Source organism: Runella limosa DSM 17973, assembly GCF_000482465.1.
GTDB classification, from domain to species: Bacteria; Bacteroidota; Bacteroidia; order Cytophagales; family Spirosomataceae; genus Runella; species Runella limosa.
Map to the genome: position 1 here is coordinate 1 of NZ_AXVJ01000058.1, position 17,782 is coordinate 17,782.

5 protein-coding genes are annotated in these 17,782 nt (G+C 46.1%); 2 read left to right on the forward strand and 3 right to left on the reverse strand.

Annotation, left to right across the window (positions count from 1 at the left end; translation table 11 throughout):
- A partial coding sequence (locus K339_RS0106475; RefSeq protein WP_157607499.1) for a beta strand repeat-containing protein occupies positions 1 to 5,083 on the reverse strand: 5,083 nt, incomplete at its 3' end.
- Positions 5,084 to 5,285: 202 nt separating this feature from the next.
- Positions 5,286 to 12,917 (reverse strand): DUF8693 domain-containing protein, encoded by a 7,632-nt coding sequence (locus tag K339_RS0106480; protein WP_028522889.1) that lies wholly within the window; start codon positions 12,915 to 12,917, stop codon positions 5,286 to 5,288.
- A gap of 859 nt (positions 12,918 to 13,776) precedes the next feature.
- Here K339_RS0106480 and K339_RS0106490 point away from each other — a divergent pair.
- Positions 13,777 to 15,369 carry a tetratricopeptide repeat-containing sensor histidine kinase gene (locus tag K339_RS0106490; protein ID WP_028522890.1) on the forward strand — a complete coding sequence of 531 codons (1,593 nt, stop codon included), beginning with the start codon at positions 13,777 to 13,779 and terminating at the stop codon, positions 15,367 to 15,369.
- 30 nt (positions 15,370 to 15,399) lie between these two features.
- On the forward strand, positions 15,400 to 16,014 hold the full coding sequence (locus K339_RS0106495) for a response regulator (RefSeq protein ID WP_037299435.1): 615 nt from the start codon (positions 15,400 to 15,402) through the stop codon (positions 16,012 to 16,014).
- Positions 16,015 to 16,107: 93 nt separating this feature from the next.
- Here K339_RS0106495 and K339_RS0106500 read toward each other — a convergent pair whose 3' ends face one another.
- Positions 16,108 to 17,778, reverse strand: a complete 1,671-nt coding sequence (locus K339_RS0106500) for a helix-turn-helix transcriptional regulator (protein WP_028522892.1) — start codon at positions 17,776 to 17,778, stop codon at positions 16,108 to 16,110.
- Positions 17,779 to 17,782 lie beyond the last annotated feature (4 nt).

A 17,782-nucleotide genomic window follows, 5' to 3' on the forward strand; every position in this document is an offset into this window, starting at 1 on the left:
CTGTGAAACTTGAGGTCGGACTGCTGGCATCACCAAACGTGCCTCCCGTACCACTCACCACAGTCCACAGACCCGTTCCTACCGTTGGCGTATTGGCTGCTAAAGTTACCTGCGTCGTTCCACATGCGGGCGTTTGGTCTGAACCTGCAGCAGCTGTCGTTGGGCAAGGTAAAGCTACCGTTATCACCACATCATTCCCCGAACCTCCTACATAAGTAATGGTCGCACTTAATCCACTTCCCCTGAAATTAGGAATCGTTGCTCCTTCCAATAAGTCCGTAAATGTTCCTACTATGGCGTCACTACCGTCATTGTCCAAAATGGTAAAGGTTTCACCACCAGTAGGTACGTATGAACCCGTCAAAAGCAAATTTACCCCCGAGAGATTAACAGCTCCCGTTACTTTGAGTTGGGTATAAGTACTGCCCGTACCGTTACCTAAAGTGGTTCCATTCATAGCAATGCTTAAATCACCAACAAAAGACAACGTACTGGCCGTTACGTCTGTACCGTTGAAGGTGGGTTTCACTGCCGCTGGCGAAGTACCTGGGTCGAGTAACATCGTACCACCACCCGTATCGAAGCCCCCATTGCTGATGAGCACATCACCACCGCTAATCAGTTGTACGTTGGTACTGGTTGGGCGGGTGATAGCATCGGAAACATTAATGTTTCCACTGTTGGCATGACCGATAACAAGCGTACCTGTCGTAATTTGGTCGAGTTCAGTATCACTGAGACCCAAGGGGCCGCCTGTCGTATTTGTCGCCGTACCTAGGTTGATGGCGACATTGTTGGTATAGGGTCGCAACGTGGTGCTACCCCCTGGTACTTGGGTACTGACCGTACCTGCAAAATTCATACTGTTGGCTATCAGTGTTATATTACCTCCATTGGTAGCCGTTGTGATGGCGGCTGGAGAAAAGTGGTAAATACCAAAGCTATTTGAGCCCGCCCCTTCAATACCTGTGATGGTGATATCGCCTCCACCTGATGTGATTTGACTGCTAGAAGCGAATGTTTGTACACCATAATTATTACCCCCACTACCTCCCCCACCTTGGCCAATAATAGTTACCGTTCCCATACCACCAGCACTAATCTGCCCACCGAAAGCTATACTGGCACCATAACTAGATGGAGCAGCCCCTCCACCTGTGGCGTTGATTGTCACATTTCCGCCAGAAGAGGTGATTAAGCTACTCGCGCCTTCTACATAGAGGCCATAATTGCTGTGCCCTGTCGCCCCTGCACTACCATTTGCTTGTATTATTACGTGGCCGCTACCAGTTGACGATACCTGAGCACTGCTAAGGATAGCCAGCCCCATATTGCTCTGTGATGTGCCTGAACCTCCGCCTTGTGCAGTGATGTTGAGGTTGCCGTTAAAACTTCTTATACGTGCACCAGATCCACTGACATATACCCCGTAATTTCTATTTCCACTTGTATTTGCTCCAGTACCATTTACCGTTACACTACCACTTCCACTACTAGCAGCAATTAAGCCATTAGAATCAACAAAAACGCCAATGTTATCTTCGCCTGTTGAGGTGCCACCACCACCTTGCCCGGTTACACTGATTGCGCCACCTGAGGAAGTAATCTGCGCAAGACCCGAACTTACATATACTCCATAATTATCACCTCCCGTTGTATTGCCTCCAGTACCATTTACCGTTACCAAACCGCTCCCACCTGCTGTAATCGTACCGCCTAACTCCTGCCAAACTCCATAATTATTATTGCCAGAGCCACTACCACCACCTGTACCAGTAACTGTCACATTTCCTCCAGAGGAAGTAATCATAGTGCTTGTATTACCCGCTACATAGACTCCTGCATTGTAATTACCACTACCTGCGCCACCCGTACCACTCACACTTACATTCCCACTACCACCCGCAGTGATTGTTCCATTGGTACCTACAGCTACACCTCGGCAAGTAGAACTGGCACTTGCACTGTTATTCAAACCGATGACGGACACATTTCCCCCCAAAGAGGTGATACGTGCATTTGTACCCGTTACATATACACCAATGTTACTATTGGCCGATCCAGCCCCCGCTGAACCTTCTATGGTAGCTGTGGCGCTGGTGCCCCCACTAATCACACCTCCATTTTGGACAACTACTCCAAATTGATTGATGGCTGAATCGGTGCCACTTTTGCCCTTGACGCTGAGTGTACCTGTACCGTTGACCCGTACCGTAGCACCATTGACCGATACGCCCACGAAGTTGCCCGTGCTGGCCGTAGCTTGCTGGTTGGCTTCCAAGGTCAAGTTGCCGTTGGTGGTTTCGAGAGAAGCAGTACCATTGCTAAAGGCGATGTTGCGACTCGCTTTTATCACCGCAGCACCAGTGCCAGAAAGCACTAAATTGGCGCTGTTGGTAAAAGATACCTGATCAGTACCAGGGGTAGCATTATCGTTTTGCAAATCCACGTCTAGGTTGGCATCAGTAGAAAAAGTAATATCACCGTTAAAATTCACTTGATCGTCTCCAATACCTCCGTTAATGGTTAAGCTGGGGAGTAGATTGGCAGAAGAAAATCCACCTACGTTGATAATATCGTTCCCTACATCAGTATTGACCACAATGCTAGAAACCCCCGAAAGTGCTACGTTGGCAGGCGTGCTGAAAGCCGTTATTGTGCCGCCATTGAGGGAGTAAGTTCGGGTAGCAGGTACAGTGGCAAAGCGAATATTAGCACCACTTTCTGAAATGTTGAGTGTTTCGCCATTGCCCGCTAAGTCGGTGATAGTAATGACACCGCCTGTCGTGCTGATGGTATAGTCGGGTGAACAAATGCCACCTTCGTCTGTGGAGCCGTTACAGTTGTTGTCAATACCATCACAGATTTCGGTAGCTCCAGGTTTGATGGCATTGTTGTTGTCGTTGCAATCTCCACTGGTGGCTAACAATTCAGTCGCTACTTTATAGCCTATCGGGCGCTCGCACTGCGTCATGGTAGCTGCCCCCGTTTGGGCGTAGCCATCATTATCAGTATCTTTGTACCATACTTGATTTGGTCTTTCCAAAATATTATTATCGTTGCAATCCGTATTATTGGCCACATAACCCACTGGCTGACTACACGCTTGTTGACTCACGGCTGCATTCCCAAAACCGTCGCCATCCGCATCGGCGTAATAGGTCGTAGGTGCGTTACCCGTTTGTGCTTCATAAGCCCCCATATCATAGCCCCCCAACGCAGGGCGGGCGTTATTGTCCAAGTCTGTGCTAGGAGCACCGCTTGAAGTGCCTGAGTTTCGCGCAGGTGAACAGTTCTGTAACCGCAAGTTCACTGCATCCACAAACAATGGATCGGTGTTAAAAAGTGTGCCAACAGTCGAGATGACCCCAGAAGGAGCACTGGTGCTATTGATAAGACTATACGAAAGCGTCATTAAAGCATTGCCCTCCAGCAGAATCTCGTTGGGGTTTTGCCATAAAATACAATTACGGAGCAACATGGAAGTGTGACTAACGCTTGTTGTATAAGCGATTGCCCCGCCACCGTTAGTCGCTTCATTATCATAAAAAGTGCAATTGGTAAATACCGTAGTGATCCGTCCACTAGACGCACCATTGGCATAATAAGCGCCACCTTTACCCGCACTGGTGTTGTTCCTAAACACACAATTGGTAAAGGTATGATTGATATTACCCGAATTAAGCCCATTGGCGTGGACTGCCGCTCCATTTGTGGTCGTGCTGTTATTGTCGCTAAAAATACAGTTTGAAAAAGTAGCCGTGCCGTTCCCGCTTGGGGCATGTTCATGATAAGCCCCAGTATAACTACTTCCGGTGGAGGTATTATTGGAAAAAGTACAATTATTGACTGTGGTACTCGTCATTCCTCCGTTTGAGTTACAATCGATACCTGGCGCCTCAAAATTATCCGTATTGCCAGAGATGCTGGAATTTTCTACCAACAAAGTAGCCTTCCCCGCAGAGAAAAAACTAAGATTACCTCTATTCAATATGGCCGAACCCGTATTGCCCTGAATTTTACAGTTGCGAATCGTAGCGCTGGAGCCAAAAGGGTAGCCAGTTCCTTCGTTAAAAATGCCATTGTCAGCCCCAGCACCCACTGTAAATCCATCTACCGTCACTCCATTGGCTACATTCTGGATATGAACAACAATTTTGGCATTTGATCCCTGTACATCAGTCGAAACGACTGCAGGGCTTGCGCCATCGTTGTTATCAATATCACCACTCAACACAGTTACATTCGAGCTAACGTTTCTGGCTGAAAGCGCATTTTCTCCGCCCGCAAAGCCTCCATAGATGGCTACAGGGAAGTCCACGTAAAAGGTCTTATTGGTCACAGTAGTGGGGCTGGCATTACCCGTTTTGTCTTTAGAAGGTTTATAAGTGCCCGAAGCCACCCAAATTTCCTGAATATTGCTACAGCCACGCGCATAATCAATGGCACTTTGCAGACTGGTGTAGGCGTTCGCCCAAGAAGTACCGTTGTTGCTACCGCTGGCATTGTGTTTGACATACAAACGGGTGGCAGCACCGCATGAAGTGGTAGCGGCCTGGGTAAAGATGTTGAAATCTAGGATATCTCCGTTTGTTCCAAATGGAGAATTATTAGTATATCCTTGGCCACCCGCGTAGAAACTGGTCTCATTGCGAAAAACAGTAACAGAACTGGACGTAGAGGTCGAAACCCGAAAGGTGTACTGACTTCCTCCAGTGAAAGCTCTAGATTCGCTAGCGCCTGCAATATTGATAAAAATGTGACCACCACCTATATCAGTAAGCGTGATACCGGTCTGGGTATATAATAAAGTTCCTCCAAACCCGTTCCCTTGGAAAATTTCCAATGTCCAAACAGCACCACCAGCATTGGTAACGGAGCCTAAATCAACCACCAGTCCAGCAAAAACACCCGAACAGCCAGCGCCCATTGTAAGGCTTTGCGCGAAACTAGAGGTAATAACTCCAGGTGAGCCACCTGTGGGTGAATCCGTGCCTACGCAAAATGTCTGGCTAAACGCGGTTGTCGCACCGCAAAGAAAAATCAATAGCGAACGTAGCAAAGATGTAAAGAGTTTTTTCATGAGTAGCGTATGTTTAAAGCACAAAGCTATGGGACTAAACAATGCAAGTGTTATCTCAAAATGAACAATCTTTAACTCATTTTGAACAATTTTTAGCTCATTTTTGACAAAACACCGTTTAATGGCTAATTTTTGGGAATGTATATGATAAAAAGGGGGCAATAAGTTTGCCCCCTTTTTATCGTTGTATTTCAGAAGCAAATTAGTCCACCTTTACCACTTTCAAAGTAGCTTGTTTTTCGGAAGTCGATACCTTCAAGAAGTACATTCCCGTAGGTAACTCGCTCACTCCAAACTCCTCTTGGTGGGTGTTGGTTTCGGGTACAAATTGGCGACGCAAGACTTCACGTCCTGTTGCATCGTTCAAAGTAGTTTGTACTACTTGTCCCTTGCTGTTTTGTACTTGGAGGCGGAGGATGTTGGTGACTGGGTTGGGGAGGACAGCCAGCCCCCTGCCCCGCGCGGCGGACCGTCCCAATGGGGGAACTAATACCCCTTTCTCTTCGCTACCGCTCTCCGCTGTACGTGCTGCTCCTACGCCGACACCGTCTTTCGATTGAATACGGAACCAGTATTCTTGGTAAGCCAACACATTCCCTTGCGGCTTGCGCGTTGAAGGATAAATACTGCCCCAGCCTTTCATGTCCCAATAACGAATACCTAGTTTGTATAAACCTTTGGGTAACCCTGCATCATATACGTTGCCGCCCGCACCGTTGTCTTGGTAAAATCCGTAGGCAGGGTGGTTTTGGGCATAAAGCTCCGTCCAGCCTTCGCGGTTGGCATACATGAAGTAAGGTGCATTGTTCTCGTGCGTGTTGAACGAGCGAATCACACCCATTTCTGGTGTCGCCAACATATCAAAAGTTAATGAACCGTCCGTACTCAAGCCGCAGGCTTCTACGTTGATTGTCCAATAACGGGGCGCTATTTTGTTGGCGTTTTCAACAAAATACAGCGTCGGGTTTACTTGCGTACTTTGCTCCAACTCTGGCCCGCCATCGCGCGTGATGAACTGGCTACTCCACAACGATTTGTCATTCGCAGGTTTCACCGACGATTTGGTTTCACCTACGTTGATCAACGTCACCACAAAAGCATTCCAATAAATATCCTTCCGAACACTTTCTGAACTTTGACAACCGCCTTCAAATAGACACTTCGCCCAGTACGTTTGCTTGGTGACGTTATTAAATGCTACCTGAAAACTTGGCGCAGTTACGCCCGTGTTCCAGAACGTTTGGCTACCTGCGGGGCAGTTGGCCGAAATGGTGACCGTCGTTCCTGTGCAAACAATCTCTTGCGAAGCCGTAATTACAGGCGCTACTTGCGTTGGTGTCAAAGTAAACGTCACGACATTGCTCTTTTCACTCACGCAGCCATTTTCGGTCTGACAACGAGCGTAGTATGACGTCGTGGCACTTGGAACGGTAGAAGGCAAACTTGGTAAAGCCACATTCGTAGTTGCATTGTACCAAACTGTTCGCAAACTTCCGCATGATGATTGTCCACTGAAACTAGCCGTCGCATCACAACTGCTTGTCGATGACAACGACACCATCGGAGCCGATGGAATAGTCACTAATTTTAAGCGCATTACCCCTGATTCAGATTCTATGCAAGATGGCGTTCCGTCCGATTTGCGGCAGCGAACGCGGTAATTGTGATACTGATTATCCACCAAGCCCGTTGGCACACCCGATGAATATTCACCACCATCCAATGAGTAAAGTACGATTTCACCCGCTGCGCAATTGGCATTAAACGTCAGCGGAATTGTAACCAAACTACACACTTCTTTGGTCTCACCCACGGCTACCGTCACACCGTCCACCAACAGCGATACATTTTGAGGTGTAGATGCGCGGTAATTAATCGTCAACTCAATCGGTGAAGTATAAGTACTCGGGCAACTCGCATCGCAGGCCGCTTGGTAGCGGTGGGGTTGGTTATTGGAGGGTTGGGAAACTGGGGCAGTTGCTGACCACGCACTCCATGCGCCACTGCCTACCTGCACGCGCCAAACAGGCGAACCCACCACACACAAACCCGAAACCGTAAACTGCAAACCGTTAACAGGATTCGCATCTGTATCACAGAGAACAGGGTTATTGCCTTCCACCAATGTTTGCGTCAAAGCCGTCAGGGTAATTGTTGGTTTGCTGACGACCGTTAGACTGGCTGGGTCAGAATTGGTATTACTTATTGCGCCGATGGCTACGCAACGAAACTGATACCCATTCAAGCCCGTCACATCGCTGATAGCAAGCGTGCCCGTGGTGGTATTGGCATAAGGAGCCGATGCAGGCACATTGCTCCAGCCACCGCCCGTACTCAACTGCCATTGATAGCCCGTGGCATTGGTAGCGACGGCCGTAAAACTCGCCGAACTACCCGCGCAACGGGTGACTGCCGTGGGCTGGGTTGTAAACACGGGAGCAAGTGCTGTATTATTGAACGTAAATGACACCACAAAACTACACGCGCTCCCTTGAGGCGTGATTTTGGCGTACAACGTTTGCGAACCTGCGGGCAAACCCGAAGGCACAAACGTATTGGGAGCCGTAAACGCTCCTGCCGAAACCGTAGCGTTGGCATCGGTAAAAATCCCGTTGATCACACCATTATAACTGCCTCCGTACGTAAAAATAGGTGTAGGGGTGTTGTTGACGATGAGTGATGAGTTAGTGGCGTTGGTTACAGTACCCGTGAGCGTACCGTATTTTAATACGCCGTTGTTGGTGAAAGTACCAATATTTTCAAGGTTATTGGCGATTTGGACGAGACCCGCATTGGTGAAACTTCCTGAGGCATCATTCAATACTGTACCGCTGGCAACGATAACTTGGCCACAGGCGTTGTTATTGAACGCAGTTACGTTACCCAACCCCGAAGTGCTACCCAAACTGGCCAATGCTCCGATGGTGATTTTACCCGCGTTGTTAAATGAGGAACCAGAATTAAATAACGCATCCAACGTAGTTCTATCAATCGTAATTTCTCCACCCGTAGTATTATCAAAAGTACCTCCAATGAGTAGGCCACTTTGACTTCCGCTTGTAGCCCCGATGGTAATTTTGGCTGAATTAGTAAACGTCACACCACTTTCCAACGCAACTTTTGAGGCTTTATCAATCTTAATATCACCACCTGCATTGTTGCTAAAAATGTTATAATTGACAATCCCTCTTTCTCCAGTACTTTCAACACCACCGATGGTAAGTTTTGCGGCGTTGTTGAATGTGCCGTTTTGGTTAAAAATCCCTATTTGGGTTGGCCTATCAATCGTTAGTTCTCCTGCGTTGTTATGGAAAGCCCCATCGTTCACGATGCCTTGAATACCCACATTGGCAGTAGCTCCGATGAAGAGTTTAGCGGCATTCGTAAAGGTAGCACCAGTAAGATTGTATAAACCAACTTGCGTAGAATTATCTATCTTGATTTCTCCGCCTGTATTGTTATTGAAAGTAGCGAGGTTGTTGATACCTGTTGCTCCGACACTCCCTGTATTTCCAAGTACAAGCTGCCCGTTGTTCTGTACCGTTCCTGCATTATAAAACCCAGCCTCACCGCCTCCAGACACCCTTGACCCATTAATTATCAAGCTCCTAGTAGCATTAATGGTCAGCACCGCGCTCGCTTGCACCTCCACCGATTTAGCTACCGCAGCGGTGTTGATGGTGGGTTTGTTGGTCGTATTCGGAATCACTACGTCGTTGGTAGCGGTAGGTACGCTGGCGGGTGACCAGTTGCAGGCCGTGTTCCAATCAGTACTTACTGCGCCCGTCCAAGTGAGTAGGCCCGTGGGACTGGTCGTTGAAACAACTTCGATGTTTTGATTGGCCGAATACGGGCAACTTGGGTCGTTGTTGTACGCATAACTAACGACAATCGTGCCAACTCCCGTGGCCGTGAGCAAACTTCCAGCCAGTGTTCCTGGCCCTGTAATGCTAAAAGTACCTCCCGAGGGAGTCGCAGTGAGCGTACGGGTATTTGCGCACAACGACATAGACGCGCTGCTGCTGGTAATGCTGATTATAGCACCGCTATTGGTGCCCGTTACGTTAAAAGCGTCGGTGTCTTCGTTGATAATTTTGCCCGAGTTGCTACTAATCGTACTAACTGCCACAACGTTATCTTTTCGTTTTTTGATAATTCCAGCGTTGCTAAAAGTACCCGCCGCGTTGAGAATCGCAGGAAGAGACTCGATATAAGCGCAACTTTGGTTGGTGATGGTTCCGCCCTGATTGGTAATACCCGAGCCTTCGGCACTTTGCAGAAACACTTGGCTATTGGTGGTATTGGTAAACGTACCTGTATTGTACAACCCATGCTGTTTGATTTTACCTAGGCCGCCAATGCGCATGAGTTTGTTGTTTTGAAACGTCCCTGCATTCGTGACTCCCGAGAGCGCAATGGTATCGGTTTGAGCAATCATAATTTCACCATTGTTGACAAAACCACCAGCGGTATTGTTAATACCATTACCAAACACAAAATCAATGTTTATTTGTCCCGTGGCGGTATTCGTAAAACTGCTACCGCTACCTTGCTGTAAGATGGCATCTCTAAAGACCGAATCGATCTCCATCACGCCCGAGTTTTCCATCGTGCCACCGTTGTTGAGAATACTTTTGTCGCTGTTGCCAGTTTCAAAGCGCCCTTTGTTGACAAACGTCCCCGAGTTATCAATCCCATAACCTCCAAAACGGTTAAAATTGGCACGGCCTTCGTTGGTCAGGTTTCCTGTATTGATGATGGGCGTACCCATGTCGGTGCCGATAAGCGTTGATTGGCTGCCTAACACCATTTTGCCCGCATTCTCGATTATGGACGTGGCAGAACTGATTGTAAAATCAGCTTGTGAATGGACATAGCCTGTGCTTGTATTGGTCAGTGGCGTACCGTGTTTTGAAGGAAGGTTGGTTGTAACGGTTGTCTGAGGCCCTAAAATCAACGTATCACTATTGACAAACCATTTTCCAATCTCCCCCGTCGAAATAAAGGGCACATTGACCTCCGCATAAGCTGAATTTTGCAGAATGATATTCAAAACCCCGCCCGTAAAACTCCCCGCCGTATGGGTGTATCGTCCTTGATTGATAACTGGATTCCCTGAGCTTCCAAAAGTTGTAGCACACTTATTTACAAACACCGCATTTGGCAGGTTCAGAAGTAGGTCGTTGGCTGAAGTGTGAGTAATTACACACCCGGCACTACTCAAAAACGTACCACCATTTTTAAATGCTATACCACCCATTCCCTCTGAATTTAAAGTTCCTGCCGAGCCGTGGGTAAATTTACCCAAGTTGAGAATCCCCCCATCGACACCACTCATCCTAAAAGTAGCATTGTTTTCGATTTCCCCCGTTGGTAAATTGTAGAAACAAGTATCTTCTGCACTACCAGACAAGCTAAATACATGGTTATTTTCGAGTAAGCCTTCATTCCGAAATAGGAGTTTTGGAGCTCCCGACACATCAAATGCGCCCCCCGTCTTGTTTCGTAAGGTTGCCCCTAGTCGGTTGACAAAGCCCCTATCAAACGTTCCATTTACATTAAAACTCCCTTCATTTTCGAGTAGTTTTTGGTTATCAAACAGAAGTGCATCATGGTTACGTACATTCATGGTAGCTCCCGGGCGATTCTTTACCGTTTCTTGGTTGATAAATAACGTTCCCGAAACACCCCCAGTCATCGTAAACTGCCCCGAGTTATCGACTGTACCTTGGTTTAGTATGCCACCCGTCAATCCTCCACTCACCCGAAAAGTAGAACTATTGGTTATCGTGGCCGCTGGGTGGTTGAGAATGGCTATCCCAAGCCCTCCGCCGATGGTGAATGTGCCGCTGTTGTTGAGGCTACCGTAGTTTTCGAAACGGTTACCCGTGCCCATCCGCACCGTAAACGCGTTGGTGTTGATGAGTGAAGCACCCGTTTGGTTGACAAAACCGTCGTTATAAGAAGAGTCGATGAGCACCGTTCCGTTGTTGGTGAACGTCCCTGCGTTGGTAACGCCGTCGGTATCGCTTGCTTCGATTCGTAAGCTACCTGCATTCTTAACCGTCAAACTAGCATTGGCAGCGATGGTCACTTTACGCGCACCTTCCGTGGTAGTTACCTCGGGATAACGCCCACTACCCACCACAGGAATCTCCACTGGGTTTCCTTCGAGGGAGCCAAACTTGGGCAAAACGGTTGGAATATTTCCATCCACCAGCCAGTTGTTTACGTTATTCCATTGGACACTGGCCGCTCCCGTCCACACGTAAGGTCTGCCCGTATTTCTAATTGCCACAGACGTGGTAGTTACAAAATCAGGGCATCCGCCCGAAGAAGCTACCCTGTAAGTTACGGTATAAGCACCGAGGGTGGAAGTCGCTAAGTTAATTTCTCCCGTTGATAGGTTAAGCGACAGTCCTGATGGCAGTGCGCTAAAACTCCCCCCCGCAGTACCCGTAAAAGTGACCGTAGCCGTACCTACATTCAAATACGGCGACCCTGCGTAGGCGATGGTGGCACTTGAGCCCGTCACTACGGTCAGCAAGGCACCATTGGAAGCAATAGCTCCTGGGCTACCTACGCATCGGTAATATTTTCCATTCACACCTGCATTGTGGGCAACGGTCAGGCTGCTTGCATCGGTGGTAGAGCTGACGGTATAAATCCCGCCCGTAGAAATAGTGGTAGGAGACGTAAAAGCCGCATCGGCCGACTCTTGCCATTGAAAGCTCGTAAATCCCGTACTTGTCACCGAGAATACGGCATTTGTCCCAGGACATATTGACTGAGGAGCGGGCTGCGTAAGAAACCCAGGCAAATCAATCGAAAAAGGAACAACTTGCGGGCAAGTCCCCCCTGGGCGCGTAATTTTGGCGTAGAGTGTTTGGACTCCTCCTGGCACTCCTACGGGGGAGAAGGTATTGGTAGCTTGGTTGTAACTTCCTGCCGAGGTCGTAGCCGCATCGTTTTTATAGATTCCCTCCACCGTTAAATTATTGCCTGTTCCAAATTCAAAAATACTCGTCGTTGTGGCGTTATTGAAAATTCTAATGGCATTGTTGGTATAAGAAGGCGGGCCTCCGCCAATGTAAATAATGCCATTATTGATAAAATCGGCCGCAAGTCCATTGAGGTTAGCGGCAGCGCTGAAAAAGCCTTCGTTGAGGAGTGAGCCAGTATTATAGACTTCGCCCCTAGTAAGGGTAACAACCCCGCAAGGATAATTGTGAAAGGTATCAGTGGATTTTTCGATTTGGCCTGCCAAGGTCATTTTTCCGTAGTTTTTCACCATTTCGGTGGGGGTATTCGCTCCGCTCATATATATAGAACCCGAATTTCCCTCGATAATAGCAGTAGCTCCCGTTTGGTTCGTCAATACCCCCGAATTGAAAATCTTAACACCGTAATTACCCGTGGATATAACCGATAGGGTTGCGCCAGTGTTGTTGTTAAGTTGGCCATTACCCTGCAAATAAACAGCATCCGAGGTAGCAGTGATAGCAATAGTGCCGTTGTTTTGGATAGTACCAGTCAGATCAATACTATAACCCGCTCCTGCACCCGAGATTGTTAGTGTAATGCCCGCATTGATTGTCAACAAAGAACCACTTTGCACGGCGAGCGATTTGATGGAAGTTGTACTGTTCAACACAGGATAACGCGCCAAACTTCCTGGCACAAACACGTTATCGGCAGCTGCGGGTGCCACATTGGTTGACCAGTTGGATGCAGTATTCCAATCAGTGTCGGTTGCTCCTGTCCAAGTAATGGTTTGGGAAAAAACTTGCTGACTCAGCAAGAGTACCCAAAAGAGATGTAATAGCTGTTTCATAAAAAATTAGAGTTTTTTGATAAAAAGGGAATTGGAGTGTCTGTTTTTTTAGATGCAACAAAGCAGTAATAAGACCCCCAAAATGACGACGATGGAGAGTTTTGTCATGGTTGAGAAAAGGGTAATAGTGTATTGATTTAGACCGCGATTGTGCGCTCACAAACATACATCTGCGTTCTCAAATTGTGTTAACTCTAATGTTCCAATCCTTTGCTCTAATGTTCCATTTTCCCAATTTTCTTTTGCTCTAATGTTCCAATCTTTTGCTCTAATGTTCCACTCGCTGATTATCAGGCAGTTACAAAAAGTCATTTTTCGACCGTTTTTACAAAAAAGAGAGCCTCCAAAGATTGGAGGCCCTCTAAGCACTACGATATTAAAGCTACTACATTTTAATTTACTTTGAGCACATTCAGCACCGTTTCTTCATGCGTGCTGGGTCAGGCTTCCTAAGTTTTATAGACTTAAAGAGCTTATGCTGAATTAGGAATTTTTCTCTACAAAAAAACTTGATTGGATAGTACGTTAAATTTGAAGTCACAAATAAATAGCGAAAAAAAATAAAAAAAATAAGGGTTAACCCTTATTTTTTGGATACTTTTATGGTTTTTTAAGGAGAATATATGCCATTAAAAATAAAAATCACATTTCAGTATAAATATTTTTCTGACTTTTACCCTTCCCCCCCTCTCCAGAAAGGAGAAGGGGGGGGGTGAGGTTAGGCAAGATGATAACAAAGTAGGGTAATTGTATGTACAACACAAAGATCTGCTAAAAAAAACAAAAAAAAATAAGGGTTAACCCTTATTTTTTGGAATATCAGCAGTAAAGTATTACACTTGTTTTCGGATCGAATGTTATGAAAATCATCTACTTCTGTTTATTTTGGTTGATAGCTTTGCATCGGGTGGAGGGACAAGAAGCACCGAGTCCGCTGCCCAGTTCGTCAATAAATAAGCTAGGACTTGAGGTTTATGTACTCAATAACGCATTTCGATACGACTCGTCGATTGTCCTCCTTCGCCGCTTGATTGATGCCCCCACGACCTCCAACGAAGACCGTTTCTACGCTTTTTTGTACCTTTCGCACACCTACAAACGGCTCTTTGACTACACCTCCACGTTGGAGCAGCTAGACTCGGCCTTGGTATATGGCCGCAAAACCACCCACCGCGCCTACTTTGAAGCCAACATTTCTTGCCAAAAAGCATACGTTTTATTTGATACCCATCGCTACGAGGAAGCCGACCAGCGAATGCAGCAACTTGCCCGCACCAACTACCAGTATTTGGACGAAGAACAACGGGCAAAAATCAACATGCAGGAAGCCTATTTGCTGTATTTGAAAAAACGCTACCCCAGCGCCGAACGACGCTACTATGAGGCACTTACGCACCTGCAACGCAGCAGCACCTGCGACGTACCGATGATTTATACCAAGCTCATTCAGCTCTACGAAAAAATGGGTAACGAAGCAGGAATGCGAAAAGCCGCCGCCCAGTCGCTCAAAGCCGCCGACTCCTGCAAAATCACCAAATACGGGCTTTATACCTACGAAGAGCTGTACAGATCCTACGAACGCTTAGGCAATATTTCGGCGGCTTTCAACGCCCTCAAAATCTACGATTCGCTCAATACCGTTTATAAACAAGAAGAACATCTGTCGGCACTCAAAGACCGTGAATTGAAATACCAACAAGAAAAAAGCAAAATCAACGAAAAACTCTACCAGTCAAGTTTAAAAAATGAACAACAAAAAAACCTTATCCTGATAGGCATTTTGGTTACACTTTCGGGTTTTGTGGCGTATTTTATTTTGTGGCAACGAAAAAAACAATTGCAGACCGAAAAAGAAAGAAACTTACATTATACCAAACAACTTTTAGAAAAAACGGAAGAAGAACGCAAGCGAATTGCAGGAGATTTACACGACAGTATTAATTATGAACTGTTGTCGCTCAAAAAAAGTGATAAACAAGACCCCGAGGTGATAAATACGAAGATTGACCAAATCATCAACGATGTTCGAATCATTAGTAGGAACTTGCACCCCGTGATGTTTGACAAAATTGGATTAGAGCCCAACATTGAACAACTGACAGAGCGGTTTCAAGCACAACATAACCTGATGGTTAGCACCGAGTTTGACTACCAAGGCTCGCTGAGTTCGGAGGCCGAATTGCAGCTATACCGCATCACCCAAGAAGCATTGACCAACATCATCAAGTATGCCAAAGCGCACGCGGCTAAAATTACCCTGACCGAATCTGCCGAAAAAATCCACTTACAAATTCGCGACAACGGCGTCGGTTTTGACGTGGCAAAAACCCTGTCGAGTACCCAAGCATTTGGACTTCATAACATCATAGAACGTAGCCGAATCATCGGCGGAACCACACAACTCCAGTCATCGTCCGAAGGTTCGGTGATTGACATAGAAATAGCTAAGTAAATGAAAAACTGCGCATTAGACAAAAATTCGATGACCATATTAATTGCCGATGACCATCCCCTTACGCTCTACGGCACCCAGGCGTTTGTTACATCGCTGGGGTACAAGGTAGTACACATCTGCACCGATGGACAAGAAGCATTTGAGTGGATTGTAATGCACCAACCAAAGATGGCGATTTTGGACATCAGTATGCCCCAAATGGATGGCCTAGAGGTGCTTGAAAAGCTACATCAGCGGGGCATTTCTACGCGTATAATCTTGTTTACAATGCACAAAGAAGCCACGATTTACAAACGTGCTAAAAACATGGGTTTGTCAGGTTATTTGCTCAAAGAAGGTTCAGAAGATGAATTAAAACTGTGTTTAGAAACCGTTGCTCAAGGTGGCAAATACATGAGTAAATTGATTTTAAAAGAAGTCAATAAACACCAAACCAGCGAAAGTGAAGAGTTGACTTTTGCCGAAAAAAAAGTACTAGAACTTATCGCCCAACAAAAAACATCTAAGCAAATTGGTGATTTACTATTTATTTCAGAAAAAACGGTAGAGAAGCACCGTTCAAACATCATTCAAAAACTCAATCTACCCAAAGAAAAAAACATCCTTCTCCACTGGGCAATGAAGCATTTTATAGACAAATAAATAATTATTACAAACCACAAAACAATCTTATTGTAGGAAAAGAGCAAAAGTAGTCGTCCTCTGAGGAAACATTACGAAGGAATAAAAATGGGTCTATTCACCCATCATTTCAAGCCACTTTTCTAGGCTTTCTTCTTCTGTAAGCTGCACTTTTTTACGTAAACGCGACCAAGTAGAGCGCACACTTACGGGAGAGACTCCCAACATAGTGGCCATTTCTTTGGTGGACAATTGAAGTTTTGCCAAAGCTATAAACCGAATTTCGGCGGGCGTAAGACTCGGAAATTTCTCCTTCGTACGGCGCAAATACCCACCATGAACTTTCTCAAAAAGCGCACGAAAATCCTCCCATTGCTCATCGGTCAGAATGGTCGCTCCTTGTAACTGCTCAATGAATTCGTTTTTCTCCAACACGCGCTGCGTAAAATGTTGTAGTTGTTGCTTGGCCAATCCTAGCTCCTGTTCTTTTATTTGCAGTTGCTGCACCGAAATCAATTGTTCTTGAAGGTATTTTTTTCGTTGACTTTGATAAACGTAAACCGCCAACCCAAAGCCAATCAGCAACAACAGCAACACGCCGTTGCGCTCTTGTTCTTTTGACGTGCGTTGGCTTTTTATATCGGTCATTTCTGCCCGATGTTGCCGCAATTGATTGGCCTGTACCGCCCGCAAAATTTTACGCGCACTAAATTGTCGTTGCAAGCTATCTTTTACCCAAGCCGCCGAATCGGAATACATCACTGCCAATCGCGGCTGCTCAGTTTGTACGTATAATTTTAATAGCCAAGGATATAGCAGGTTATAAAGTTCGAGCTGTTGCTGACCATCGGCATATTTTTTGGCTTCTGCCAAAAGCGGTTCAGCTTCCTTTACTTTCCCTTTTAAAAGCGCAATCGCTCCCAGTGTTGTAAGCACTTTTACCATGGTTGTCCATTCTTTTCGGGGCCTAATAATCGCAAGGGATTGATTTAGCAAAGGAATTGCTTGGGTAAAATACTCCCTTTTAAACGCATTGTATCCAAGTTCGCCGTAATTAATCCCTTGCCAGAGCGTATCACGCTGATTAAGTGATATTTGCAACGACTCTTTGAAGTAATAATCCGAAGAATCCAACTGATTTTGTTTTCGAAAACAAATACCCACCAACCCGTAGTTTTTGCATAAATGCGCCGTTTCGTTTACTTCCACCTCGCTTTGAATAGACGCTTTGGCCAACTCAATGGTTTTGGAATAGTCTTCAAAATAATAATATGCATAAGCTAACTCTTTGAGGCAATTAGTCTTATCGGGAAAGGTGCGTTTACTCACGTTTTTGACCAGTTCATACATTCGCAAAAAATGTTCAAACGCCAATTCGTAGTTTTTTATCCGATGAAAATATATCACGCCGAAATGCTTTTCGACGGAAGCTTCCTGCAGTAATCTTTTTTGTTGGGCAATCTTTAGCGTACGGTTTAAAACGTTGAACGCTACTTGTTCGGAATATTTTTTTCGGTACAAAAAAAAGCCCAACTCCGACATATAGGTATCCATTTCTAGCCCTTCGTCTTTATGGGCTATCGCCGTTCGACGAATCTCCAAAAGTTCTTTAAAAAATAGCACCGAATCGTATTGGGTGTTGACAGATTTTTCGGTCCAAAAATTCCCCCATTCTTTGGCCCTTCCTTGGTAGTCTTTGTGTAAAAAACGCTCATATTGCGCATTTACCAACAAACTACCCAGTAAAAAGAGCAAACTAACGTTTAATAGGGTTTTGTGCTTCATTTCT

Excerpts from the sequence above, each read along its gene's own strand:
- K339_RS0106480 (WP_028522889.1), bottom strand. The coding sequence starts at position 12,917 with ATGAAACAGCTATTACATCTCTTTTGGGTACTCTTGCTGAGTCAGCAA.
- K339_RS0106490 (WP_028522890.1), top strand. The coding sequence starts at position 13,777 with ATGAAAATCATCTACTTCTGTTTATTTTGGTTGATAGCTTTGCATCGG.
- K339_RS0106495 (WP_037299435.1), top strand. The coding sequence starts at position 15,400 with ATGACCATATTAATTGCCGATGACCATCCCCTTACGCTCTACGGCACC.
- K339_RS0106500 (WP_028522892.1), bottom strand. The coding sequence starts at position 17,778 with ATGAAGCACAAAACCCTATTAAACGTTAGTTTGCTCTTTTTACTGGGT.